The 18,823-nt window shown below is 77.2% G+C and carries 13 protein-coding genes and 1 riboswitch; of the genes, 9 read left to right on the plus strand and 4 right to left on the minus strand.

The window, feature by feature from the left end:
- Positions 1-3 precede the first annotated feature (3 nt).
- The 3 genes from moaC to J3P29_RS17880 all read left to right on the plus strand — a co-directional run bounded on the left by moaC (position 4) and on the right by J3P29_RS17880 (position 8,201).
- Positions 4-1,962, plus strand: a complete 1,959-nt coding sequence (gene moaC, locus J3P29_RS17870) for a cyclic pyranopterin monophosphate synthase MoaC (RefSeq protein ID WP_210495609.1) — start codon at positions 4-6, stop codon at positions 1,960-1,962.
- A gap of 718 nt (positions 1,963-2,680) precedes the next feature.
- Positions 2,681-2,803: riboswitch (SAM riboswitch) on the plus strand.
- Positions 2,804-2,838: 35 nt separating this feature from the next.
- Positions 2,839-4,296, plus strand: coding sequence for an aminotransferase class V-fold PLP-dependent enzyme (locus J3P29_RS17875; protein WP_210495610.1), 1,458 nt, complete (start codon positions 2,839-2,841; stop codon positions 4,294-4,296).
- A gap of 149 nt (positions 4,297-4,445) precedes the next feature.
- Positions 4,446-8,201, plus strand: a complete 3,756-nt coding sequence (locus J3P29_RS17880; protein WP_210495611.1) for an OmpA family protein — start codon at positions 4,446-4,448, stop codon at positions 8,199-8,201.
- 63 nt (positions 8,202-8,264) lie between these two features.
- Here the strand turns inward: J3P29_RS17880 and J3P29_RS17885 are convergent, their stop codons facing one another.
- Positions 8,265-8,672, minus strand: coding sequence for a Rieske 2Fe-2S domain-containing protein (locus tag J3P29_RS17885; RefSeq protein WP_210495612.1), 408 nt, complete (start codon positions 8,670-8,672; stop codon positions 8,265-8,267).
- Positions 8,673-8,784: 112 nt separating this feature from the next.
- Positions 8,785-9,459 carry a hypothetical protein gene (locus J3P29_RS17890; RefSeq protein ID WP_210495613.1) on the minus strand — a complete coding sequence of 225 codons (675 nt, stop codon included), beginning with the start codon at positions 9,457-9,459 and terminating at the stop codon, positions 8,785-8,787.
- A 111-nt stretch (positions 9,460-9,570) separates the two neighbouring features.
- Here J3P29_RS17890 and J3P29_RS17895 point away from each other — a divergent pair, with 111 nt between their 5' ends.
- The 5 genes from J3P29_RS17895 to J3P29_RS17915 all read left to right on the plus strand — a co-directional run bounded on the left by J3P29_RS17895 (position 9,571) and on the right by J3P29_RS17915 (position 14,083).
- Positions 9,571-9,852 (plus strand): GYD domain-containing protein, encoded by a 282-nt coding sequence (locus tag J3P29_RS17895; RefSeq protein WP_210495614.1) that lies wholly within the window; start codon positions 9,571-9,573, stop codon positions 9,850-9,852.
- A gap of 149 nt (positions 9,853-10,001) precedes the next feature.
- On the plus strand, positions 10,002-11,465 hold the full coding sequence (locus J3P29_RS17900) for a hypothetical protein (protein WP_210495615.1): 1,464 nt from the start codon (positions 10,002-10,004) through the stop codon (positions 11,463-11,465).
- 132 nt (positions 11,466-11,597) lie between these two features.
- Positions 11,598-12,863, plus strand: coding sequence for a phosphoribosylamine--glycine ligase (gene purD, locus J3P29_RS17905; RefSeq protein ID WP_210495617.1), 1,266 nt, complete (start codon positions 11,598-11,600; stop codon positions 12,861-12,863).
- 71 nt (positions 12,864-12,934) lie between these two features.
- Positions 12,935-13,435, plus strand: coding sequence for an AIR carboxylase family protein (locus J3P29_RS17910; RefSeq protein ID WP_349239886.1), 501 nt, complete (start codon positions 12,935-12,937; stop codon positions 13,433-13,435).
- 57 nt (positions 13,436-13,492) lie between these two features.
- Positions 13,493-14,083, plus strand: coding sequence for an NUDIX hydrolase (locus tag J3P29_RS17915; protein ID WP_210495618.1), 591 nt, complete (start codon positions 13,493-13,495; stop codon positions 14,081-14,083).
- On the opposite strand, the gene J3P29_RS17920 is transcribed toward J3P29_RS17915, so the two are convergent.
- The gene (locus J3P29_RS17920) at positions 14,071-15,696 is read right to left on the minus strand and encodes an NAD-dependent malic enzyme (RefSeq protein WP_210495620.1); all 1,626 of its coding nucleotides are present in this window, start codon (positions 15,694-15,696) and stop codon (positions 14,071-14,073) included. The two genes, J3P29_RS17915 and J3P29_RS17920, sit on opposite strands and share 13 nt — an antisense overlap.
- A gap of 114 nt (positions 15,697-15,810) precedes the next feature.
- On the opposite strand from J3P29_RS17920, the gene J3P29_RS17925 reads away from it, so the two are divergent.
- Positions 15,811-16,701, plus strand: coding sequence for a hypothetical protein (locus J3P29_RS17925; RefSeq protein ID WP_210495621.1), 891 nt, complete (start codon positions 15,811-15,813; stop codon positions 16,699-16,701).
- A gap of 67 nt (positions 16,702-16,768) precedes the next feature.
- Here J3P29_RS17925 and J3P29_RS17930 read toward each other — a convergent pair whose 3' ends face one another.
- Complete coding sequence (locus J3P29_RS17930; RefSeq protein ID WP_210495623.1) at positions 16,769-18,811, minus strand: hypothetical protein; 2,043 nt, start codon at positions 18,809-18,811, stop codon at positions 16,769-16,771.
- Between the last annotated feature and the right edge of the window lie 12 nt (positions 18,812-18,823).

Below are 18,823 nucleotides of genomic sequence, written 5' to 3' on the forward strand. Positions count from 1 at the left end.
TCCATGAGCGAGGCCACCATCCGCATCGACGTCCGTCTGTTCGCCGCGCTGCGCGAGCGCGCCGGCACCGGCCGCACCACGCTCGAGCTGCCCGAGGGCGCCACCGCGGGCGAGGCCCGCGACGCGCTGTGGCCCGCGCTCGGCATGGCGTCGCCGCTGCCCGACCGCGCGGTCGCGCTGGCCGTCAACCAGGAGTACGCCCGCCCCGACGTCGTCCTGGGCGACGGCGACGAGCTGGCCCTGATCCCGCCCGTCAGCGGCGGCGCGCCCGAGGCGGACGACCTGCACGCGGCCGTCGTCGCCGGCCCGATCGACCAGGCGGCGCTGCACGCCCGCGTCGCCCGCCGCGCGGCCGGCGCGATCGTCACCTTCTCGGGCACCCCGCGCGACGTGCCGCAGCTGGACTACGAGGCGCACGAGGAGATGGCCCGCGCCCGGATGGCGGCGATCCTGGCCGACGTGGCCGCCAAGCACGGCGCCTGCGCCGTCGCCGCCGAGCACCGCGTGGGCCCGGTGCCGTGGCCCGAGGCCGCCGTCGTCGTGGCGGTGTCGGCCCCGCACCGCGGCGAGGCGTTCGACGCGGCGCGCGAGGCGCTCGACCGGATCAAGGCGGACGCCCCGATCTGGAAGCAGGAGGTCGAGGGGGATCGCCGCGAGTGGGTCGCGGGGACCGTTCCGTCGCCGGCGGACGCGGGGAAGGGCGTGGGCGCGTCCGGCGAGGCCGGCGAGCGCCATCCCGGCGGCGCCCTGCCGCACCTGCGCCCGGACGGCGGCGCGACGATGGTCGACGTCGGCGGCAAGCAGGTGACGGAGCGCCGCGCCGTGGCCGCCGCGCTGCTGTCGACGACGCCGGAGACCGCCGAGCTGATCCGCCGCGGCGACCTGCCCAAGGGCGACGTCCTGGGCGTCGCCCGCATCGCCGGCATCACCGCGGCCAAGCGCGTCCCCGACCTGGTCCCGCTCGCGCACCCGCTGCCGCTGACGAAGGTCGACGTGCGCGCCCAGGTCGCGCCCGCCGCCGGCCAGGTGCGGATCGAGGCCGAGGCGCGCACGGTCGGCAAGACGGGCGTCGAGATCGAGGCGATGACCGCCGCGCTCGTCGCCGCGATCAACGTCTACGACATGGTCAAGGGCGTCGAGCGGGGCATCGCCGTGGGGCCCGTCGCGCTCGTGGCGAAGAGCGGCGGCCGGACGGGCGACTTCGCCGGTCCGGCCCCGTGGGAGCCGGGGTTCCGCGGACGCGGGGCGGCCGGGGCCGCGACGACCGACGCGGGCGCGGGCGCGGTGCACGGGCACGAGGCCCCGCCGGCGGCCCGTGCGGCCTCGGCCGGCCACGCCGCGCTGGCGGCCGCGGACGCGACCGCCGTGGCGGCCGTGACCTCCGAGGGGGCAGGCCTCGCGCCGACCGCCGGGCCGACGTCGGCCACGGACGGCGCGGCCTCGCCCGCGCACGCCCGGCCGGGCGCCCGCGACGCGGCGCGGCCGCTCGACCCGCCGGTCGCGGTCGGCCTGGTGACGGTCAGCACCTCGCGCGCGGAGGGCCCGCCGGACGACCCGGGCACGGTGGCGCTGCGCGACCTGGCGGCCGGGCTGGGCACGCGCGTGGCCGCCGAGACCCGCGTCCGCGACGACCGCGCCGCGGTCGCCGCCGCGATCGCGCGCCTCGCCGACGAGGAGGGCTGCGACCTGGTCCTCACCGCGGGCGGCACGGGCTGCACCGTCGACGACGTGACGCCCGAGGCGACGCTCGACGCCTGCGACCGCCCGGTCCCCGGCATCGCCGAGGCGCTGCGCCTGGAGTCCCGCGAGCACACCCACGCGTGGCCCCTGTCCCGCGGCGTGGCGGCGATCCGCGGCCGCACCCTCGTCGTCAACCTGCCCGGCACGCCGAAGGCGGCCGCCGAGGCGCTCCCGGTCCTGGCGCCCGTCCTGACGCACGCGGTGCGGCTGCTGCGGCGGTAGGGGCGGGGCGCGCTGGCGCTGGTCGCGCGGCCGTTCGCCACGCGGCCCGGGCTGCGGCCTGAGGCGCTGCCCGCGAGGCGGAATGCGGTGCCGGTGAGGCGCGATGCGGTGGCGGCCGGTGAGGCGGATCGCGCGCCAGGTGAGGCGGATCGCGCGGGTGAGGCGGAAAGGCGTCGAGGAGCAACCGGAAGCCGCCTCACCCGCGTCTTCGGCCTCACCAGGAGCGGCGTTCCGCCTCACCGTCGACGCCGCGCTGCCCGCGTCGACCGGGCTTCGCGTCACTCCGAGCGCCGGGCTTCGCGCGCCCCCGGCCGCCCGCCCCCGACGTCCTGCTCCTCGCGTCCGCCCGCGCCTGAGCGCCCTCGCCCGACGCTGGGCCGCCCGAATGACCGCTGGCGTGCCGCCCGTGTGACGACGCGGGCGTGCCGCCGCTGCTGTGACGCGGGCGCGCCGCCGATGTGACGCGGCTGTGCCGCCGGTGCGACGCGAGCGTGCCGCTGCTGTGACGCGAGCGCGCCCCGCGCGTCACCGCCACGACCTTCCCGCATGACGTGCCGTCTCCAGTACGCCCACGCGCTCCCGACCCGCGGGGCGCCATCCGCGTCGCGCCCCCTCGGCCGCGCCCGCGAATCCCGCACCCGCGCATCCGTCCACCCGAAATGGCGTAAACCCGGTCGGGTATTTGCACGCGCCGGCGCGCCGCGCTATCGTCGGCCGCGGTCAAGAGCGCCAGCGCCAAGCCCCGGCTCGCTGGCCGGCAACCCTCCGACCGCGGTGGGGTGCCCCGGGTGAGGACCAGGCGCGCGCGGCCACGGTGGTCTCGCGTCAGCAAGCGCGGACCCGACAGGCGGGTCCCGGAACACCACGGAGACCCCCATGAGCACCACCGCCCCTGTCGCCCCGACGTCCGCCGACGCCGCGTCCGCCGGCACCGCCCCGTCCGCCGGCGCCACCCCGTCCGCTGGCCCCGCCGTCGCGACCCCGGACGCCGCCCCCCTCCTGCCCGTCGTCGGCGCGGACCTGACCGTCCCGCTGCTCGACGGCCGCACCGCCCGCTACGTCAACCTCGACTACGCCGCCACCGCGCCGGCGCTGGGCGTCGTCGCGGAGCGCGTCACCCGCCTGCTGCCCTACGCCGGCAGCGTGCACCGCGGCGCGGGGCTGCCGTCGCAGGCGTCGAGCGCCGCGTACGAGGCGGCCCGCACCACCGTCCACCGTGCGGTGGGCGCCCGCCACGACGACCTCGTCGTCTTCACGCGCAACACGACGGACGCCACCAACCTGCTGGCCCGCGCGATCCCGCAGGGCGCCGGCGACGTGATCACGCTCGACGTCGAGCACCACGCCACGCTGCTGCCCTGGAAGGCCGCGGCCGGCCACCGCTGCGTCGCCCACGACCGCACCGTCGCCGGCACCCTGGCCCGCCTGAAGGCCGCCCTCGCCGAGCGGCCGGCCGCGCTGCTGGCGATCACCGCCGCCTCGAACGTCACCGGCGAGGTCCTGCCGCTGCGCACGATCGTCGAGCTCGCGCACGCCCACGGCGCGCGGGTGCTGCTCGACGCCGCCCAGCTCGCGCCGCACCGCCGCATCGACCTGACCGCGCTCGGCGCCGACTACCTGGCCTTCTCCGGGCACAAGCTCTACGCGCCGTACGGCGCCGGCGTCCTCGTCGGCCGCGGCGACTGGCTCGACGCCGCCCCGCCGTACCTGGCCGGCGGCGGCGCGGTGCGCGAGGTGACCGTCGAGCACACGGAGTGGGCGACCGGCCCGGCGCGGCACGAGGCCGGCACGCCCAACCTCGTCGGTGCCGTGGCGATCGCCACCGCCCTGCGCGCCCTCGACGAGCTCGCGGGCCCGGACGGCGAGGACTCCCGCGCCGCCCACGAGGCCGCGCTGCGCGACCACGTCCTGGCCGGCATCGCGGACCTGCCGGGCGTCGAGGCGCTGTCGATCTGGGACGACGCGCCCGACGCGATCGGCGTCGTCGCGTTCACCGTCGACGGCTACGCGCCCGGCCACGTCGGCGCGTACCTCTCCGCCGAGCACGGGATCGGCGTCCGCGACGGCCGCTTCTGCGCCCACCCGCTGCTCGCCCGCCTGGGCCACCCCGCGGGCGCGCTGCGCGCCAGCTTCGGCGTCGGGTCGCGCCACGAGGACGCCGAACGCCTCGTCGCCGCGCTCCGGCAGCTCGTCACCGACGGCCCGCGCCACCGCTACTGCCGGGGCCCGGCGGGCTGGGCGCCCGAGCACGACACGCGCGACGTCGGCGCGTGGCTGGGCGACGAGGTCGACGCCGCCGCGCCGGCGGTCGCCGCGCCCTGCACCCAGGGCTGACGCCGCGGGGCCGGCAACGCCCCTGGGCCATCCGTCCGCGGCGACGCGGACGGGGTACAACGCGGCGAGCGACGGCCGATCACCGGGCCGGCCCGTCGGCGTGCCGTCACGCGCACGGCACCGGCGGCGGGCCCCGACCCGGAGCCCGCATGCGCCACACCACCCATCCCTTCGCCGGCCGCCCACGTCGCCGCTGGGCGCGGACCGCGGCGCTGCTGGCCGCGTCCGCCCTCGGCCTGGCGCTGCCCGCCACGGCCGACGCCTGGACGATCCAGCGGACGTCGGCGTCGAAGCTCTACATCGACCAGGCCGCGACGAACGGCTACCTGTTCGGCGCCTACGCGATGTACGTCGTCACGAACGACACCGGGACCAGCGTCCGCGACGCCTGGGTGCGGGCGGACACGTTCACCGGCGGCACCGCCACCCTCGCCCCCGGAGAGAACGGGCTCGTCCACGTCGGGGCGCTGCCCGCGGGCGAGTCGCGCACCGTCTCGCTGTTCCTCGGCGCCAAGACGCCGACGACCGCTGCGCAGGGCCACACCGTCCGCCTGTTCTCCGGCAAGCCCGGGTTCGGCGGCACCGAGCTCGCCGCGCAGCCGTTCTCGCTGACCGTCGAGACGAACAACTTCAACAACGCGAACAAGGTCGACTCGATCACGTCCTCCACGACGACGCCCACGCTCGGCGGGCTCGTCACGCTGACCGTCAAGGGCAGCACCGGCACGATCGGCGCGGCGAAGGTGATGTCGTTCTCGCCGGCCGGCAAGGACGCGTTCCCCGCCCGGTCGCTGCGCCTGGTCCACAGCGCGATCACCCTGCAGCAGTCGGGCTGCCCGGCCGCCGGCAGCAACTGCTCGACCTACGTCGACCAGCTCGAGATCCCGGCGAGCAGCCTGAGCAGCACGGCCAACACGCCCTACACGGCCGTCTACACGTTCCGCGCCGCAGACGTCACGACGGCGCAGACGCGCCTGTCCCCCGTCGGCTTCATCTCGGCAGGACAGGCGCCGGCGCACACCTCCACGGCCAACTTCGACGCCCTCGGCGCCATCGAGCCGGTCGAGAACCGCCTGACGCTCGGCCTGACGGCCGACCGGACCGCCGTCGGCACGACCCTCGCCGACCGCACCGTCACGTACACGGCGACGGTGACGAACGCCAGCACCGCCCCGGTGACGTTCGACGACCTCATGGACACGCTGCCCGCCGGCGCCACCGTCGTGCCCGGCTCGGCCAGCTACGCCGGCCAGGCCATCGCCGACCCCGACGTCACCGACGGCGTGGCGACGTTCGCCGCGCCGTTCGACGTCCCCGCGTCCGGCACCGCGGCGCTGCGCTTCCAGGTCGTCCTGCCGGCCAGCGAGGGCGTCAAGGTCAACCGCATCGTCGCCCACTCCGGCGAGACCCAGATCGACACCACGCTCGCCACGACCGACGCCCCGGCCGAGGCGAAGGTCGCCGTCGACGCGACGGCGCCGACCACGCAGATCGCGTCCGGCCCCGCCGACGGCACCACCGCCGGCACCGGGCGCTTCGTCTTCCACGCCGACGACGAGGCGACCGCGCTGACCCCCTCGACGTTCGCGTGCCGACTCGACGACGGCCCCTGGGCGCCGTGCGTCAGCCCGCACGACGTCACCGGCATCGGCGTCGGCCCGCACCGCCTGACCGTCCGGGCGACCGACGCCGCGGGCAACACCGGGCCGGACGCCACCTACGACTGGACCGTCGCGCCCGCGCCGGCCGACGTCGCCGCGCCCCGCATCACCGTCGACGCGCCGGCCGACGGCGCGTTGCTGCGGCTGCACCAGGACGTGCGCGCCGACTACGCGTGCGTCGACGTCGACGACCGGTCGACCGTGACGCAGTGCGAGGGGCCGGTGCCGAACGGCGCCGCCGTCGACACCGCGGCGCCCGGGCCCCACGCGTTCACCGTCCGGACGAAGGACGCCGCCGGCAACACCGACCAGAAGACCGTCCGCTACGCCGTCCAGGCGCCCCCGGCGCCGAAGGACCTGACGTCGGACGGCGTGGGCACGGCCCCGCAGGTCACGACCGTCGACGTGCCGGACGGCGCCACCCTCGACCTCGTCGCCCCCGGCGGCGCCGCGACCGCGCGGGTCGAGGTGACCGGCGGCGTCTACGTCCTCGACCGCCCGACGCGCACGATCACCTTCACCCCCGCGGCCGGCTTCTCCGGCACGCCGGACGCGGTGCGCTTCCGCCTGACCGACGCGCTCGGCCAGCCCGGCGAGGCGACGCTCACGCCGCACGTGTCGCTGCCGCCCGACGTGGCCGCTCCGCGCATCACGATCACCGCCCCGCGCGACGGCGCGGTGCTGCGCCAGGACCAGGCGGTGCGAGCGGACTACGCGTGCGCGGACCCCGACGAGCGCTCCGCGGTGACGCGGTGCGAGGGCCCCGTGGCGAACGGCGCCGCCGTCGACACGGCCACGCCCGGCCCGCACGCGTTCACGGTCCACGCCCAGGACGCCGCCGGCAACGCCGACCAGCAGACCGTCCGGTACAGCGTCCAGGCGCGGCCCGCGCCGCAGGACCGCCGCAGCGACGGCGTCGGCGCCGCACCGCAGACCACCACGGTGGAGGTGCCCGCGAACGCGCGTCTGGACCTCGTCGGCCCCGACGGGCTCGGCGACCGCCTGACGGTGCCCGGCGGGACGTACGTGCTCGACCGCGCGGCGGGGACCATCACGTTCACGCCCGAGCGCGGCTACGCCGGCGATCCGGCGGGCGCGCGCTTCCGCCTGACGGACGACCTGGACCAGGCCGGAGAGGCGACGTACCAGCCGCACGTGGCGCTGCCGCCGCTGCCCGTCGCGGACGACGAGGCCGCCAGCGGACCGGCGGACGCCGTGCTGGAGCGGCGGCTGGCGGTGCCCGCCGGCGGCAGCGTCACCCTGCTCGATGCGGACGGGCGGCCGACGACGGTCGTCGAGATCCCCGGGCAGGGCACGTATGCCCTCGACGTCGCGACCGGCCGGGTGTCGTTCGTCGCCGCCGCCGGCTTCCGCGGCACCGCGCGCGCCGTGGCGTACCGCATCACGGACGCGTACGGCCAGGGCGTGGAGGCGACCTTCACGGCCACGGTGACCCGCGCCGACGCGCCGGCCGCCGCGCCGGTGCTCGAGGCGCCGGGAGCCCCCGCGCCGCCGGCGCCGAGCGCGCCGCCGGCCGCCCCGGCCGCCCCGGCCGCCCCGGCGGCGCCGGCCACCCCGGCGCCCGTCCGGCACGCGGTCGCGGTCACCGCCGGGGCTCGGTCGATCGCCACCTCCGCGGTCGTGGCCTCCTGCACCGCCCGCGGCACCACGGTCGACCGCTGCGCCGTCGTCCTGACCGCCGACGTCCAGCGCCGCGCCGTCGTCGTCGGCCGCGGCACGGCGCGCGGACGCGGCCGCGCGACGGTCCGCGTCGCCGTGCCGCTGACCGGCCTGGGCCGCGCCCTCGCCGCGCGCCCGGGCGGCGCGCTCGTGCGCGTGACCGCCACCGTCCGCGGCGCCGACGGCGCGCGGCAGGTGGCGCGCACGCGCACCCGAGTGCTCGCCAAGCGCTTCGCGGTGCCGCGCCCGGTGCTGTTCTCCACGGCGTCCGCGGCGCTGCGGCCCGGCGAGCGGCGGTACCTGGACCGCCTTGCCGGGAAGCTCCGTGGCGTGCGGGCGGTCCGCTGCGTCGGCTACACCGACGCCCGGTCGAGCGCCGCCTACAACGCGCGCCTGGGCCTGGCCCGCGCCTCCGCGGTCTGCGACCGGCTGGGCCGCCTGCTGCACGTGCGGGCGACGCGCGCGACGCAGGTGTCGCGCGGCGAGCGCGGGCCCCGGGCCTCGAACGCCACGGAGCACGGCCGCCAGCTCAACCGCCGCACCGAGATCCACGTGTCCTACTGACCGTGCCCGGGGCCGGCGCGACCGCCGGCCCCGCCCGGCGCGCGCCGGACGTCCGGGCGCCCCTCAGACCCCGCGCAGGCGCACGTACAGCAGCCCGTCGCGGGCCGTGGCCTCGTGCATCCGCGCGGGCGGCCCGCCCGCCGCGCAGGCGCCGCTCCACGCGTCCATGCGCCAGCCGTGCTCGGGGCAGCGCAGCTCGCCGTCCTCGGCGACCCCGTCGAACGGGTGCAGGTGGTCGTGCTCGCAGCCGGCCTCGACCGCCGCGTAGCGGTCGCCGACGGCGAAGACGGCGACCGTCCGGCCGTCGACGAGCGCGTGGCGGCCACGGCCGGCGGGCACGTCGGCGGCGACGCCGACCAGGCGCCAGCCGTCCAGCAGCAGGGACGCTCCGGCGCCGGGGCACAGACGCCGCTCGGCGAACGCCGCGATCGCGCGCGGCGCGTCGGAGACGGTGAGGGTCCGGTGGATCACGGTGCGTCCAACGGTACGCGCGGAGCCGCGTCCGCGGGTTGGCCCGCTGGCGGAAGTCGCCGCGCGGACGTTGTCCCCGCCGCGGGCCCGTCGGCGACGGACGTCCGCCGGGTCACCGCAGGCCCCCGGTGAAGGCCAGCGAGAGGACGTCGCCGGACGCCGAGCCCCGCACCCCGTCGACGCGCAGGGCCGGGTCCGCGAAGACCGGGATGCGCAGGAGGGACGCCAGGCCGGCCTCGGGGGCCACCTCGATCCGTCCGTCGCGGGCCGTCAGGACCACCGTCGCGCCGGCGCGGACGCCCAGCACCGACGTCGTCACGCGCAGCCGCGGGCGTCCGTCGGCGGCGGGCGCGACCGGCTGCAGGCGGCCACCACCCGGCACCTGCGCCGACAGCTCGGCCAGCGACAGCCGCGCCGTCGCGCGCACGCGGCCGTCGGCGATCCGGGCGTCCAGGTCGCGCAGCGTCACGTCGCCCACGCGCACGCGGCCGATGACGGCGTGGGTCTCGCCGACGTCCTCGGCCCGCCGCAGCAGGTCGGTCAGCGAGCCGCCGTCGTCGCCCAGGCGGTCCGCGCGGACGGTGACGCGGTCCGCGTGCCCGGCGACGAGCTTCCACGCCGGGTACGCGGCGACCTCGACGGTGGCGTCGGGATCGCCGACCTCGTGCCGCACCTGCCGCGCCGCGAGCGCCGGGAGCACGAGCTGCCCGCCGGCCAGCAGCAGGACGACCACGAGCGCGACGGCCAGCACGAGCCGGCGGCCCGTCCACGCTCGTCGCCGCGTCATGGGAGGCATCGTACGCACCGCGGCGCCCACGCCGCGTCCGGGATCGGGTAGAAGGACGGGACCGGCCCGCCGCCCGGCGGGCCGCCCCCACGAGACACCCGGAGTCCCGCCGTGCCCACCTACGTCATGCTCACCCGCCTGTCGCCCGACGGCGTGCAGACGATCAAGAACAACCCGCAGCGCATCCGCGAGGTCAACAAGGAGGTCGAGGCGCTCGGCGGCACCGTGAAGGCGCAGTGGGCGGTCCTCGGGCAGTACGACTTCGTGAACATCGTCGAGGCGCCGGACGAGACGACGATCTCGCGCATCTCGCTCGAGCTCTCCTCGCGCGGCACCGGCAGCTTCGAGACGCTCTCCGCGATCCCGGTCGACGACTTCATCGCCAGCATCTGACCGGCGGGGCGGGACGGTCGTGCAGGCCGCGTCCCGCCCCTGCAACGCCCCTTGCACGGGGCCCCGGGGACCGGCGTGACCCGCGCGTGCGTGCGTTACCGTCGAGCGGGGCGCGGGTGTTCCGGCGCCCGTCCGCCCCAGGAGTCTCCGTGCCGCATCCTTCGCCTGTCCGTCCCCGCACCGTCGTCGTCGCCGCGCTGGCGACCGGGCTGCTGCTGCCCGCCGCCGCCTCGGCGGCCTGGACGCCGGCCACCGAGGTCGACACCGACGCCGGCGTCTCGTCGCTGACCGTCGACGGCGCCGGCAACCGCCTGGTGATCGGCCGCAAGGCCGCGAAGGGCGGCGCCGTCGACAGCCGGCTCGTCGGCATCACGGCGGCCCCGAAGCCGGACGGCCTGCGCACGCTGAAGGGCGTCCAGACCGCCCCGGTCGCCCTCGATGAGGACGAGCTGGTCTTCCCGCGCACGAAGTCGATGGGCACCGTCCGCCGCACCGTCCCCGACGGCAAGGGCGGCACGAAGTCCGTGTCGCTCACCCGCTACCGGCTGGGCGTCTCGGTCGGCGCTGCGCCGAACGCGGCGCTCGGCACGCTGCGCTCCCACGGCACCGCGGTGCTCGACGAGGCCCCGCGCTTCTCCGGCGTGGCCAACGGCAACCTGGCGATGGGCTGGAGCGAGGTCGGGGACGACGGCGTCGTCCGCGTCTACGCCGCGTGGCGCCGCGCCAGCACGAAGGCCGCGGTCCGCCTGGGCACGCCGAAGCTGATCAGCGGGTCGCGCTCGAGCCGCCTGCTCGCGATGGCCACCGGCGCCGGCGGCAAGACCGTCCTCGTCTACCAGCAGGGCGCGAGCGAGAAGACCCGCAAGCTGTTCGTGCGCTCGCTCGACGTCCGCACCGGCAAGCTCTCGAAGATCCAGACGCTGCGCCGCGGCGGCCCCGGCTTCCCGATCGTCGCCGCCGCCGTCGGGTCCGGCGGGCGCGCGGTGATCGCGTGGGGCGAGCAGGACGCCGCCACGGAGCGCACCAAGCCCTTCGTCGTCCGCGCGACGACGCGCGACAGCGACAAGGGGCGCTTCGCGGTGCCGAAGCCGATCGACACCGGCACGGCCGCCGTCCGCGCGCCGGGCGGCGCGGTCGTCGCCGCGGTCGACGGGCAGAACCGCGCGACGGTCGCGTGGAACCAGACCGTCGGCAGCGTCGCGGACGGCACCGCCCACGACATCCCGCGCGTCGCCGAGTCCGAGGCCACCGGCGGCCTGGGCGCCGTCCGCGACCTGGCGGCCGCCGGCCGCGTCCACGACGTCGCCGTCGCCGGCCCCACGACCGGCGTCGTCCTCGTCCGCGAGCAGGAGCGGCCGCTCGGCGGCTCCAACGGCGACCGCGGCGTGGCCGTCCAGGCGGCGTTCCGCCCGGCCGGCGGCGCGCTCGGCGCGCCCGAGACGATCGAGGCGTTCACCGACGCGCAGCTGCTCGACCGCTCGAACGCGTTCGGGGCCGCCGCCATCGGCGCGCTGCCCGACGGCCGCTTCTCCGTCGCCTGGACGCGCGCCACGGTGGCCGGCGACAAGCTCCGCTCCTCGACGCTCTTCAGCGACCGCACGACGGCCCCGTAGGCCCGCCGCGGCGGTGGACGGCGTCCCGGCCCGGGCCCGCCGTCCGCGGCCGCGCCGCGCACCGTCGACCGCCGTCCGCGCCGCCGCCACCCGCGGCGGTCCGGCCGTCCGGGGTCGGGTACCGTCCCCCGCATGCCGAAGGTGCTCGTCGTGGGGGCGGGGGGTCGCGAGCACGCGATCGTCCGCGCGTTGCTCCGGACCTCCGCGGAGGCGCTCGACGTCCACGCCGCGCCCGGCAACCCGGGCATCGCCCGCGACGCGACCGTCCATGCCGTCGCCGTCGACGACGTCCCCGGCCTGGTGGCGCTCGCCCGCGAGCTGCCCGCCGACCTGGTGGTCGTCGGCCCCGAGGTGCCGCTCGTCGCCGGCCTCGTCGACGCGCTCGACCAGGCCGGGATCCGCGCCTTCGGGCCGACCGCCGCCGCGGCGCGCCTGGAGGGCTCGAAGGCGTTCGCGAAGGAGATCATGATCGCCGCGGGCGTCCCGACGGCCGGGTACGAGACGGTCACGACCGTCGACGCCGGGATGGCCGCGATCGCGCGGTATCCGGTGGTCCTGAAGTACGACGGCCTCGCCGCCGGCAAGGGCGTCGTCATCGCCGAGGACGAGGCGTCCGCCCGCGCGACGCTCGTCGACATGCTCGAGGACCACCAGTTCGGCGACGCCGCCGTGGTCGTCGAGGAGTTCCTGCACGGCGAGGAGCTGTCGCTGCTGGCGGTCTGCGACGGCGAGCGGGCGCTCCCGCTGGCCCCCGCGCAGGACTACAAGCGCATCTTCGAGGGCGATCAGGGGCCGAACACCGGCGGGATGGGCTCGTACTCGCCGGTCGCCGGCGTCGACGCCGAGCGGGTCGCGGCGATCTCGGCGCAGGTGCACCAGCCCGTGGTCGACGAGCTCGCCCGCCGCGGCGTGCCGTTCCGCGGCGTCCTCTACGCCGGCCTGATGGTCGACGGCGACGACGTGCGGGTGCTCGAGTACAACACCCGCTTCGGGGATCCCGAGACGCAGGCCGTGCTGCCGCGCCTGCGCTCCGACCTGTACGCCCTGATGGTCGCCGCCGCCGGCGACGGCCTGGCCGGCGCGACGCTCGAGTGGGACCCGCAGTGGGCGGTGACGCTCGTGCTGGCGTCCGCCGGCTACCCGGCGTCGGCGCGCAAGGGCGACGTGATCGCCGGGCTCGACGCGGTGCCGGCCGCCACCGAGGTGACGCACGCGGGCACGGCGGTCGACGCGGACGGCCGCACCGTCACCGCCGGCGGGCGCGTCCTGAACGTCACGGCGCTCGGCGAGTCGCCGGCCGCCGCCCGTCAGGCCGCGTACGCCGCGGCGCAGGGCATCACGTTCGACGGCCGGCAGCTGCGCCGCGACATCGCGCTGCGCGCCGTCGAGCGCAGCTGAGCGGCGGCGCGCTGGCCGGGACGGCGGCGGTGGGCTAGGCTCGCCGCCAGCGACCGCGTCCCCGCCGCCCCGTGACCGACCCGCTCGATCTCGACCTGGACCTGGATCCCGACCTGCGCGCCGCGGTCGGGACGATCGACGAGCACGGGCCGCTCGTCGGCATCCTCGTGGCCGACGAGGACGACCTGCCGCTGATGGGCGCCGCCGGCGAGGTGCTGCGCCGCCACCACGTGGCGTTCGAGCTGCGCACGATGAGCCCGCACCACGAGCCGCAGCTCGTGGCCGACTACTGCCGCAGCGCGCGGCTGCGGGGCCTGCGGGTGCTGATCGCGGCGTCGGCGCTGTCGGCGGCGCTGCCCGGCATCGCCGCCGCCTACACGGATCTGCCGGTGATCGGCGTGCCGCTGTCCAGCCTGGGATCGGCCGGCGGCGGCCTGGACGCGCTGCTGTCCGTGGTGCAGTGCCCCGACGGCGTGCCTGTCGCGGCGGTCGGCCTGGACGCCGCGCGCAACGCGGCGCACCTGGCCGTGCGGATCCTGAACGCGGGCGACGGCCGGGCGCCCGTCGTCTGACGGCCGGTCGCGGACCGCGCTCGCGCAGGAGCGCCGCGAGGGCGCGACACTGACCGGGTGACCGCGCCCGCCGACCCGGACCAGCCCCGCGCCCGCCGCGTCTCCTCCCGCGAGGCGTACCGCAATCCGTGGATGGTGGTGCGCGAGGACGTCATCGAGCGTCCGCATCCCGACGGCACGCCGCGGCCGGGCATGTACGCGGTGGTGATGAAGCCGCACGCCGCGGTCGTCGTCCCGTTCGACGGCACGCACGTGCACCTCGTCGGGCAGCACCGCTATCCGCTCGACCGCTGGAGCTGGGAGCTGCCGCAGGGCGCCCACCACGACGACGGCCCGGACGATCCCGAGGCGACGGCGCGCGGTGAGCTGCGCGAGGAGACGGGCTTCGAGGCCGGCACCCTCGTGCGGCTGGCGGACCTGGCGTTCGCGCCCGGCATGTCGGACCAGACGTTCACGGCGTGGCTGGCCACGGACCTGCGGCCGGGCGCCCTGCAGCCCGACGCGGAGGAGGAGGGGATGCTGCGTCACCGCGCCGTCACGCCGGACGCGCTGGACGCGATGGTCGACGACGGCGAGGTGGTCGACGCGGCGACGGTGGCGACGTGGCTGCTGGCCCGCCGGCGCGGCCTGGGCGCTCAGCCGTCGTAGACCGGCTCCCAGCGCGCGCGGGCGATGCGCTCGCGCAGGTCCGCCTCGTCGCGGTGCGGCGCCACGCCGTCCTGGACCGCGGCGACGGCGACCGCGAGCGCCACGTGGGTCGTCATCTCGCGCAGCTCCCCGATCGGCGGCAGCAGCGGGCCGTGCGGGTCGGTCAGCGCGGGGGAGTGCGCGCCGACGGAGCGCGCCGCCGCCCGCATCATCCGGTCCGTCACCCGCGCGGCCTGCGCCGCGACGACGCCCAGGCCGACGGCGGGGAAGACGTAGACGTTGTTGGACTGCGTCACCGGGATCGTGCGGCCCGCGTGCTCGACGGGGGCGAACGGCGAGCCGGTCGCCATCAGCACGCGCCCGTCCGTCCAGCGGACCAGGTCCTGCGGCTCGGCCTCGGCGCGCGCGGTGGGGTTGGAGAGCGGGAAGACGATCGGCCGCTCCGTGTGGGCGGCCATCTCGCGGACGACCTCCTCCGTGAACGCGCCCCGGGCGGTCGACAGGCCGATCAGGGTGGTCGGCCGGACGGCGCGGACGACGTCGAGCAGGCCGGCGCCCTGCAGCTCGCCGCCGGGGCGGGCGTAGACGCGCTGGGCGGGGGAGAGGTCGGTGCGGTCCTCCGTCAGCAGGCCGTCGACGTCGACGACCCAGAAGCGCTGCTGCGCGTCGGCGGCGGACAGGCCGTCGTCGATCATCGCCTGCCGGATCTCGTCGGCCACGCCCATCGCCGCCGAGCCGGCGCCGAGGATCGCGACGCGCTGCTCCGTCAGCGGCACGCCCGACGCCTTCGCGCCGCCGATGAGCGCCGCGAGGGCGACGGCGGCGGTGCCCTGGATGTCGTCGTTGAAGGTGCAGAGGCGGTCGCGGTAGCGGTCCAGGATCGGGCGGGCGTTGTGCGACGCGAAGTCCTCCCACTGGACGAGCGCGCCGGGCAGCTCCTCCTCGACCGCGCACACGAACGCCTCGACGAAGGCGTCGTACTCCGGCCCGGTGACCCGCTCGTGGCGCCAGCCGAGGTAGCCGGGGTCGTCGATCCGCTCCCGGTTGTTCGTCCCGACGTCGAGCACGATCGGCAGCGTGCGGGCGGGGTTCAGCCCGCCGATGGCCGTGTAGAGCGCGAGCTTGCCGATCGGGATGCCCAGGCCGCCGGCGCCCTGGTCGCCCAGACCGAGGATCCGCTCGCCGTCGGTCACGACGATGACGTCGACCTCGCGCTCGCGGCGGTTGCGCAGCAGCTCGCGCAGCCGGTCCTTCTGCGGGTAGCTCAGCGTCAGGCCGCGCGGGCGGCGGAAGATGCGGTGGAAGTTCTGGCACGCCAGCCCGACCGTCGGCGTGTAGACGATCGGCAGCACCTCCTCCAGGTGGTCGACGAGCAGCCGGTAGTAGAGGACGGCGTTCGTGTCGCGCAGCGAGCGCAGGTTGACGTACTTGTCCAGCGGCGTCCGGCGCCGGCGGAACACCTCGTAGGCGCGCGTCACCTGCTGCTCGAGCGTCTCGATCGCCGGCGGCAGCAGCCCGTCCAGCCCCAGCACCCGCCGCTGCTCCTCGGTGAACGCCGTGCCGCGGTTGCGGAGCGGGTCCTCGAGGATCTGCGGGTACTGCACCGAGTCCATGCGTCGAGGCTAGCCCGCGCCGGGCGCGATCCCGGCGGGCCGGGGGCACGCACCACCCGGGCCGGGGACCTTGCGGTCGTTGCGGTCGCGCGGAGGGGCGACGAGGATGGGCGCGTGCGTGACGTGGACCTGCGGGAGGGGCTGGGAGCGACGGCGGGCGGACGGCGCCTGCTGGCGCTGCTGCAGGGCCCCGCCGCCGAGCGGGCGTCGTCGCGGTCGGCGTTCTCCGGCGCCCTGCCGGGCGTCGCGGTCACGGGCGAGGCGCTCGTGGCGCTGCGGGACGGCCGGACGCCCGCGGTCGTCGACCTGCGGTGGGAGGGGGCGCCGCGCGAGCTGGTGCGCGAGCTCGGGCGGCGGGCGCGCGGCGGGGCCTCGCACCGGCGGGCGCAGGGGGCCGTGGGCCTGGTGCTGGACGCGCCGCCCGCCGTGGCGGTGCGGGCCCACCCCGCCGCGCCGGCGCCGGGCCGCGGCGTCCGGGCCGACCCGGCCCTGACCGTCCTGACGGCGGCGCTGCCGCTCGCCGGCCCGGTGGACGACCCGGGCGGCGACCTCGCGGCCCGGCGCGTGCGGCTGGCGGACCCGGCGGTGCTCGACCGGCGCCCCGAGGCGGTCCTCGACCTCGCGCGCCTGGCCGTCCGGCCCGGGTGGTCCCTGACGCCGGACGCGGCCGCGGCGTTGCGCGCCGCCCGGGCGGACGGCGCGCCGGCGACCGCGCGCACCACCGCGCTGGGCGTCCCCCTCGCCGACCTGTTCGACGCCCCGGCCGACGAGGCCGTCCGCGCCCTCGAGCTGCTGCGCGACCTGGCGCCGGACGTGCCGCTCGGCCCGGGCGTGGTGGTCGACGTCGCGGCGCTGCGGACGGCCCTGGGGCGCCCCGCGCCGGGGCTCGACGACGTGCTGCACGCCCTGGCGCCGGACGCGACCCCGGCGCGGCGTCGGGCGTTCGCGGCGGCGGCGTTCCTGCGGCGTCCGCGGGCGCCGGTGCGGGGTCGCGTGCCGGGGTGAGGGCACACGGACGGCCTCCGGCACGGACGCCGGAGCGCCCGTGCCGGAGGCCGTCCTGCGTCGGCGGCTACTTCGTGCGCTTGATCGCGACGGTGCCGCCCGACGTGACGCCGGACTGCGTGACGCGCACCTGCGCGTGCAGGATGCGCTTCCACTGGCGGCCCAGCATCTTCTTGCCGAAGCCGGTCAGCTTGAGCGGGACCAGGACGGTCTTGCCGGCCTGGACCTCGTAGGTGGCCGTGCCCAGCAGGACCCGCGTGCGGACGCCGCGGACGCGCAGGACCTTGGTCATCCGGACGACGCCGGCGCAGGTGCCGTTGCCGGTGCAGGCCAGGGCGATCCGCGTCGTCTTCTGCGGGGTCTGCGCGACCTTCGTGTTCTTGGTCGTCAGCGCGACGTCGAGCGTCTTCGTCGCCGTGGGCGCCGTCGTCACGGGGATCGTGGCGACCGGCAGCGGCTGGGCGGCGGGCGTCGGGGCGGCCGGCTTCGACGGCTCGGTCGTCGGAGGCGTCGGCGTGTCCGGCGTCGAGGGCGTGCTCGGCGGGGTCGGGACCGCGTAGGTGACCGAGCCGGTCTCCGTCTTCGTCAGGCCGGCGCTGTTGGTCGCGACGACCGTGACGGCGTTGGCGCCCTCGGTGACCGGGATCGTGGCGGCCCAGTGACCCTGGCCGTCGATGGTCGCGGCGACGCCGTTGACGGTCACGCTGGTCAGGGTGCCCATCGCCGAGGCGGTGCCGGTCAGCGTGGCCTGGTTCGTGCTGACGTCGGCCGGGGCGTCCAGCGTGACCGAGGGGGCGACGTAGACGTCGACCGCGTCGGACTTCAGCCGGTCCAGCGTCGTCGTGTCGGCCGCCAGCGCGTAGATGTGGCGCACGGTCGCGGCGCCGTCGGCCGGGACGGCGCCCGTCTGGACGTCGTAGAAGTAGCCGGGGCTGCCGAAGGCGTAGCGGTCGGCCGCCGGGGTGGTCACCATCGCGCCCAGCGGGTTGTTGAACGACGGGGCGCTCGAGTTGTTGAGGATGAACTGGGACACCGCGGCCGGGCCGGGCTCCCCGGCGACGACGTCGTTGGTGGTGTGCGGCGAGAAGCCCGACTCGCCCGGGAACCGGTAGCCGCCCTGGCTGCCGATCCACTGGAAGTACGCGAAGTCGTACGTGTGGGCGTTGCCGTCGGTCGACGTGATCCGGTCGGTGATGGCGACGAGCTGGCCGTCGTGGTTCTGCTTGATCGTGCGCTTGATCGTCACGCCGGTGGGCGTGAAGGCCGGGCAGTCCGCCGAGCCGTTGGTGACGGGGAACGTGGCGCACGTGACGAGCGCGTCGGTCTCGGTGATCGTCAGGTCGCCGGTGTCGGGATCGACGTGCTGCGTCCACTGCAGCGGCGGCACGCCGGACGCCGACTGGTTGGTCTGGACGGCGGACTCCGACGTGTACGCAGGCGCGCCGTCGATCTTGGCCGAGGGGCGCGAGACGCCACCGGCGGTGACCGTCCCGGAGAACAGGGCGGCGTTGGACCCGTAGAGCTCGGGCGACATCTCCAGCGTCGTCGGGTTGTGCAGCGACATGTCGCACAGGCCGCAGCCGCCGATCGAGTTGTACCCCGCGCCGGCCTTGTCGCCGGCGCCCTCGATCCAGAAGTCGGTGACGACGCCCGCGTTCGGGCCCGAGCCGTGCTTGTAGGAGTAGTGCTCGCCGACCTGCACGCGCTTGGCCGCGAAGGGCGCCAGGACGCTCGGCATGCCGCCGCCCGTGGGCACGGCGCGCAGGTCGCACAGGTTCAGGTACGTGTAGATGTTCCGCATCGAACCGGTGGCGCTGAAGCTGCCGTCGGCGTTGACCGGGGTCGAGGCGGAGAACGTCTGGTTGACGGTGTTGTTGCGGCTGGAGCAGACGATCTTGACGTTGTCGCCCGTCGTCCCGTCGGTCGTGCCCGCGACCGTGATCTGGTTGGCGGAGGCGGTGGCCGCCTGGTCGCGATCGTCGGACATGTGCGGCTGCTGAGCCCCGGAGACCGACGTCACGGCCGAGGTCGTCACGGCCGCGTGGGCGGCGGTGGGCCCGAGCAGCGCAGCGGCGATGCCCAGGGCGAGGGGTAGGCGGAGGGGTGGCATGGCGGGGGGATC

The sequence above is a fragment of the Patulibacter sp. SYSU D01012 genome (genome assembly GCF_017916475.1).
GTDB lineage: Bacteria > Actinomycetota > Thermoleophilia > Solirubrobacterales > Solirubrobacteraceae > Patulibacter.

Bases quoted from the DNA above. Each gene is read 5' to 3' on its own strand.
- moaC (WP_210495609.1), top strand. From the start codon at position 4: ATGAGCGAGGCCACCATCCGCATCGACGTCCGTCTGTTCGCCGCGCTG.
- J3P29_RS17920 (WP_210495620.1), bottom strand. From the start codon at position 15,696: ATGGACTCGGTGCAGTACCCGCAGATCCTCGAGGACCCGCTCCGCAAC.
- J3P29_RS17880 (WP_210495611.1), top strand. From the start codon at position 4,446: ATGCGCCACACCACCCATCCCTTCGCCGGCCGCCCACGTCGCCGCTGG.
- purD (WP_210495617.1), top strand. From the start codon at position 11,598: ATGCCGAAGGTGCTCGTCGTGGGGGCGGGGGGTCGCGAGCACGCGATC.
- J3P29_RS17930 (WP_210495623.1), bottom strand. From the start codon at position 18,811: ATGCCACCCCTCCGCCTACCCCTCGCCCTGGGCATCGCCGCTGCGCTG.
- J3P29_RS17875 (WP_210495610.1), top strand. From the start codon at position 2,839: ATGAGCACCACCGCCCCTGTCGCCCCGACGTCCGCCGACGCCGCGTCC.
- J3P29_RS17890 (WP_210495613.1), bottom strand. From the start codon at position 9,459: ATGACGCGGCGACGAGCGTGGACGGGCCGCCGGCTCGTGCTGGCCGTC.